The organism is Ewingella sp. AOP8-B2-18 (assembly GCF_052376015.1).
In the GTDB taxonomy this organism is placed as follows: domain Bacteria; phylum Pseudomonadota; class Gammaproteobacteria; order Enterobacterales; family Enterobacteriaceae; genus Ewingella; species Ewingella allii.
The window spans coordinates 1-3,721 of record NZ_JBQSVB010000040.1 but is presented as its reverse complement, the minus strand read 5'-3'; the positions used below and the strand labels follow the sequence as shown (position 1 = coordinate 3,721).

Annotated in this window: 2 protein-coding genes and 3 pseudogenes; all 5 read right to left on the bottom strand. The window is 50.4% G+C overall.

All coding sequences use genetic code 11. The features are described from left to right. Positions 1–25: 25 nt before the first annotated feature. Positions 26–1,366, bottom strand: coding sequence for an IS110 family RNA-guided transposase (locus ACT3RR_RS22950; protein ID WP_008786676.1), 1,341 nt, complete (start codon positions 1,364–1,366; stop codon positions 26–28). Between the two features lie 230 nt (positions 1,367–1,596). Beyond that, positions 1,597–1,839, bottom strand: a pseudogene (locus tag ACT3RR_RS22945) (transposase); the annotation flags it as partial. Between the two features lie 61 nt (positions 1,840–1,900). Next, positions 1,901–2,179, bottom strand: a pseudogene (locus tag ACT3RR_RS22940) (IS3 family transposase); the annotation flags it as partial. A 16-nt stretch (positions 2,180–2,195) separates the two neighbouring features. Beyond that, positions 2,196–3,272 (bottom strand): IS110 family RNA-guided transposase, encoded by a 1,077-nt coding sequence (locus ACT3RR_RS22935; RefSeq protein ID WP_000227969.1) that lies wholly within the window; start codon positions 3,270–3,272, stop codon positions 2,196–2,198. Positions 3,273–3,496: 224 nt separating this feature from the next. After that, positions 3,497–3,721 (bottom strand): annotated as a pseudogene (locus ACT3RR_RS22930) (DDE-type integrase/transposase/recombinase); the annotation flags it as partial.

Here is a 3,721-nt window from a genome sequence, read left to right as displayed (position 1 = left end):
GCGGCTTTCCTGAGAAACTCCCGGTTCACACGCATAACTCGGGATCTTGCTGGAGAGAGTAACCCAGTGATTTTGCCCTTCGTTTAAGCCCGTCGAGTACGCGATTACGGTAGCGCTCTTCATAATAATCCGCGCCAGGATCGACATATTTCTGACCGTATTTAAGGGCATTGTAGAACAGTATTGCCAGTTTTCTTGCCGTTGCAGTGACTGCTTTTGCTTTCCCGATACGGGATGATAATCGACGATAAAAAGCACCCAGCGCTGTATCGCTCCGGCCAATTGTTGTGGCTGCCAGTCTTAGTGCAGCAGCAATTCGACTGGATGAACGCCGTGTTTTCGAGGACAGTACTTTTCCACCGGAGATCTTATTCCCCGGGGACAAACACAGCCACGAGGTAAAATGGCTCGCATCCGGCCAGCGATTCATGTCAGTACCGCATTCGGCAACGAATTTTAGTGCCAGATAAGGTCCGAACCCATGTATCTGTGTCAGGTCTGCTCCGGTAATTTTCCAGAGTAATGGCCTGACATCAAAGGAAAGCTGATTGGGCTGTTTTGTACGATGTCTGGCGGAGGGCAATACTCCTTCAGGCTCTTCAGTTCCGGTGCTGAGCTGCAATAATGAAGTTTCGATTTGATCATCACACTCACGGATTTTTTCCTGGTAAAAATCGAAAAATGCCACCGACTGTTCAAGTGCAAAAAGATGTTCAGGCTGCCAGTTCCCTGTCAGTGCCTGTTGAAGAACCTCTGGCGTCTTTTTACATCTGACATCACGATACTGGATCAATACTGAAGGATCGCGCTCACCACTGACAATAGCTCTGACGATTGAAAGACCGGTAACGCCAGTAATATCCGATACGGCATGATGCAATTGAACATTCATCTGCATCAACGCCTTCTGCATATGTTGGATATGAGCAGCCCGGTATTCAGTCAGGCGTTCCCGTTGTCTCAAATAAGACCTGAGTACGGAAATGTCGTGTTCAGGTCTGAAACTGGCCCGAAGAAGGCCAAATGAATGCAGCTTCTGCAGCCACTGTGCGTCATTGACATCAGTCTTGCGACCGGGAACATTTTTTGCGTCTCTGGCATTAACAAGGATCACATTGAAACCCGCAGCCTCAAGGATCTCAAAAGCAGGCAACCAGTAAACGCCAGTGGACTCCATGGCAATGGTCGTAATGTGACAGGTTTTGAGCCAGTCGGACATCCGATGAAGGTCGCCAGTGAAACTTTGAAAAGTTCTGACCGGCTCGGCGTCAGCATCCGGTGGAACGGCGACTACGTGGAATTCAGCGCCAATATCAACGCCCGCAGCATGAGGATGGATAACAGACATTCGGGAGGATTTTTTCATGGAAATCTCCTTGCTCATTTTTCGATGAACGAAGGAGGGGACGACGGAGAAATCACCTTCCTGAACGGGATCAAAGTCACCACTGCCGGATCCGCCACAGTCCCTGAACCATGTTTTTTTACGGGGTCATACCACCAAAAGGCCGACGGCTGCTTCCTTCGCTAAATTAGCCTGCCAACTTTTCCGGGGAGTTTCTGAGACTCAGGACGGGGTTTCACCCATGGACAGTTTTTTAATATGTCCCGTTCGTCGGTAACCCGCTTCAGCTCTTTCTGGAGACGGCGGATCTCGGCCTGAGCATCTGACTGTTCTTTATTAGCGGAAGAATCCGGACCGTACTTCTTTATCCAGGCGTAAAGGCTGTGGGTGGTGATATCGAGACGTGTTGCAACGCTGGCAACAGAATAACCGCGATCAACAACCTGTTTGACTGCTTCAGTTTTAAACTCTTCGGGATAACGCTTACCGCTCATGGGCACCTCTCTTTAAGCCATCTTAATGGAGTGACCACGCTCCGGTAGACAGTTTCTGTCCTCACGGCGAGGCCTTTTCGAAGGCCTCCGGGCTGACGCCACCGAGGTGGCTGTGGCGTCGGTTGCGGTTGTAGAACACTTCAATGTAATCGAAAATATCCGCCCGGGCCATGTCCCGGGTTTTATATATCCGCTTCCTGATGCGCTCTTTTTTGAGTGAACTGAAGAACGATTCTGCCACTGCATTATCCCAGCAGTTGCCGCGACGGCTCATGCTTGGCGCCAGATTGTTGGCCCGGCAGAACCGCTGCCAGTCATCACTGCCATACTGACTACCCTGGACGCCCTTCTAAGAGTCAAGCTGTTATCGGGATACTGTTGATCCGCCTGTTTTGATTGCGCAGTAACGTGTAAACTTCGCGGGAGATATATCGCTTTAGACAGCGTATCGCTTCCATTTTTGTATGTCCTTCGGCTACACGCCTGGCGACATATTCCTTTGTTTTTGCGTCAGTTCGTAAGCGTCCGATGGCGATGATGTGAAGTGCACTATTTGCAGCACGATCTCCACCACGATTAAGTCGGTAACGGTTCGTTTTTCCAGAAGAAACGGGGACCGGGCTGACACCACACAGTGCCGCAAATCCTGATTCTGATCTTAACCGTTGAGGATTGTCTCCGGCAGTGATCAGCAACTGTGAAGCGCTTTCGTATCCGATAGCATTACGTTTAATCAGCTCAGGTGCCAACTCGTCGACAATTGCCGCAATCATGACATCCAGATCAGCGATTTCGTCATGTAACTCGAGATAGCGTCGGGCAAGGGACTTTAATGAAATGCGATAAACGTTGGTTACATTGCGGTATTCACTGGCATCAGGTCTCCAGGAACCCAGGGTCCTGATGAGCTGCATGCGCGTCATATTTCTGAGCTGTTCACGTAATTCATCCGGGGCAGAGATAATATTTGAATGGATAATCTGGAGAGCGACTCTGCGGGCTGATATTGCTGTTTTTCGGCAAGTTTTTAATACCCGCAGGGACTCAATCATGCCATCACGCGTTTTGGGAGTAACTGTCCTGATGCCTGAGAATGCTGCATGAGCGGCACATTCAGCATCAATTGTGTCACTTTTACCCCGTTTGCGTCGCTCCATCCGGTCTGGAGCAGTCACCTCAAGAACTTCTAACCCGGCGTTCTGAAAATAACGAAGCAAACCGGAACCATAGGTACCTGTGCACTCAACACCAATTCGCTTTAATGTCCCAAACGAGGTCATCCATGCCAGCATCTGCCGGTAACCTTGTCGTGTTGTGGAGAAATACTGAGTCCCAAGGACTTTATTGTTCTGATCTACGACAGCGGCAACGTGCAAATCTTTATGTGTATCCACGCCACCCACAACGGCAGCTTCGGTAACTTTATCAACCATGACAGAGCTCCTGTGAGGAAACAGAGTTGAATCTCCAGACAGATAACCCGGACAGGACAGTAACGAGACAAGCCGTCAGGCCCTTCTTGAGTCACGCGCATCGGTGAGGAGATGCCTCGCATGAAGGCGCTTCCGGCAACCGACGGGTCCAGGGCAGGACACAAAAGGTCGATCGCTGTGTGAGTCAGGATGCGGGAAGGTCTTCACTGCATCAGTAATCACACCAATCTGGTTAAACGGCAAACTAAGTGGTGGTAAAGACTGACATCGGCATTATTACTATCGCTGTGCACAATGACGTTTTCTGAAGGCTTACGCCGCCAGACCGCCATCATCAACGCATCCAGTGCCAGCTCGCTCGACAGTGTTGGTTTCATCGACCAGCCCACCACATTACGGGCGAAGAGATCGATGACCACTGCCAGATACAGCCAGCCCTGCCAGGTGCG

Coding starts and splice junctions, on each gene's coding strand:
- ACT3RR_RS22935 (WP_000227969.1), bottom strand. CDS start 3,272: ATGGTTGATAAAGTTACCGAAGCTGCCGTTGTGGGTGGCGTGGATACA.
- ACT3RR_RS22950 (WP_008786676.1), bottom strand. CDS start 1,366: ATGAAAAAATCCTCCCGAATGTCTGTTATCCATCCTCATGCTGCGGGC.